This window comes from Vibrio sp. RM-69-4 (genome assembly GCF_024743775.1).
In the GTDB taxonomy this organism is placed as follows: domain Bacteria; phylum Pseudomonadota; class Gammaproteobacteria; order Enterobacterales; family Vibrionaceae; genus Vibrio; species Vibrio anguillarum.
Window position 1 is genome coordinate 1 of the sequence record NZ_JAMQXI010000068.1, and the last position, 1886, is coordinate 1886.

General features: G+C 41.3%; 2 protein-coding genes. Both read right to left on the reverse strand.

Translation table 11 applies throughout. The features are described from left to right. On the reverse strand, positions 1–213 hold a 213-nt coding region (locus NB504_RS10430), incomplete at its 3' end, for an isochorismatase family protein (protein ID WP_258428853.1). Between the two features lie 139 nt (positions 214–352). After that, positions 353–856, reverse strand: coding sequence for a DinB family protein (locus NB504_RS10440; RefSeq protein WP_258428854.1), 504 nt, complete (start codon positions 854–856; stop codon positions 353–355). Positions 857–1886 lie beyond the last annotated feature (1030 nt).

Consider the following 1886-nt stretch of genomic DNA (forward strand, 5'->3'; position numbering starts at 1 on the left):
GTGTAATGATGACTGTAATTGCCAACCTTCACTGCCATATTCGATTGGCGTCCCAGTTTGCTCATGTTGGATAAAGATGACTGAGATATCCTTTTGGCGCGCCCAATCTGTGACTTTATTGATGCGAGTTAAAACCTCATTTCTTTCAAACGGTTGAGGTGTTGGGTCAAACAAAATATTCTGCACATCAATAACAAGAACTGCTGATTTCATAGAATCTCCTTTTGAATAAGGCTAACGCCCGCTTAAGGGGCTAACAACGCTACTACTAAGTTTCCGCATAACACCGTAACCACAAAAATCAACGCATAGTAAAAATGCCACGCGTTGGAAGTCCCTCTTGAAGCGTTTGTTAGGTGCCTGAACACAATCGTCTTTTTGGCTCTGTTTCATGCAAGTATCGAGTAAAAGTATCTTTCGGACGCTCAAGACCATTTTCGGCTAACACTCTTGAGACCATACCTCGATGATTACTGCCATGCGTCAGTAAATGAAGCAAAATTTCTTCTATTGTTAACTGTCCAAAACCACCATCGATAAAACGGAAAATCACATTACGTTTGAGTTCGTCTACACTCACTGATTTTGTAAAATCAATAAGCCATGAGTCATGCTCATTTATTATTCGTCGTAACTCAGACAATGAAGGAGTCTCGACGGTATTGTCACCACTGTACTTTTCAGGCTCACCTAAAATACGACTGATAAAAAGACTATCCACGACCGTTGTGTGATTCAAAATCCGAACGAAAAAGATCGCATCGTTTTCTGGTAACTGTGAAAATTGTTTTTCACCTAACTCAAGCAACTCATCGTTTGCCCATTTTTTATATTGAAACGCACTAGCAAACTGCATTTTTTCTCCACGATTATTTCTTGAAAGCTGATGATAACTGATTGGCACCTAACGCCCGGCTAAGGGGTTGACAACGCACCGCCGAACTTAAAAAACACACTGTAAACACTGAACTTCAACTTTGCACTAAAGCCGCCACGCGTTGGCAATCCCTCTTGAGCCGTTTGTTAGGCCAACCAATTGACACCTGCACTTTCAAAACTAAAGAACAAGGCTTCTTTGCAAACCAAAACAAACTAACCTATTCATTTATAAACCAAAACACCAAATCAGCAAAGAAACAAAAAACTCAAATTGAGCGATTTGGAAGAAAAGTGACGAGCGTAGCATGCTCGGCGGACGTTTGGATGCTGAAGGTTATTTTGCCGCTAAACTCACAGCGCTAAACAACCCAACGCGATCAAGAAACAGCAAATATGTGATGATTATTCATTACTTAAGTTAAGCCACAAAACATGGAATTTACTGCTCAATTTCAACTCGACTTAGCTGATAAAAACTCACCTTGCCTAACGCCCGGCTAAGGGGTTGACAACGCACCGCCGAACTCAAAAAACACACTGTAGACACTAGACTTCAATTTTGCACTAAAACCGCCACGCGTTGGCAATCCCTCTTGAGCCGTTTGTTATGCAAATTCAATAAGATAAACTGACTTTACTCGATCAAAAGCCACGATTGCAATGGTTGAGTAATTCAAGAACCAACCCACGCCAGAGCCGTGATAAATAAGCCGCCAAAACAAAGTCCACCTTTCAGCAACAAACCAAGCTTTTGAATGAGACAAACTCAACAAGCAAGACTTTCAGCAAGTGCAAAATGCTCGATAAACTTACCCTTTCCACACTTTACGCACGCTGGATTGGCAACGAACCAGCGCTAAAACTGATTGAGGCAAACAAAGAACTTTGCCTGTTTTACGGCTTGAGTTCACAATGAATTTGAAGGTAAAAATGCTCATTTGCCGACAACACAAAACGAATGGCCGGAAAAATCCCAAAAGATTGAGCCCCTAAATTTACCTGAGTTG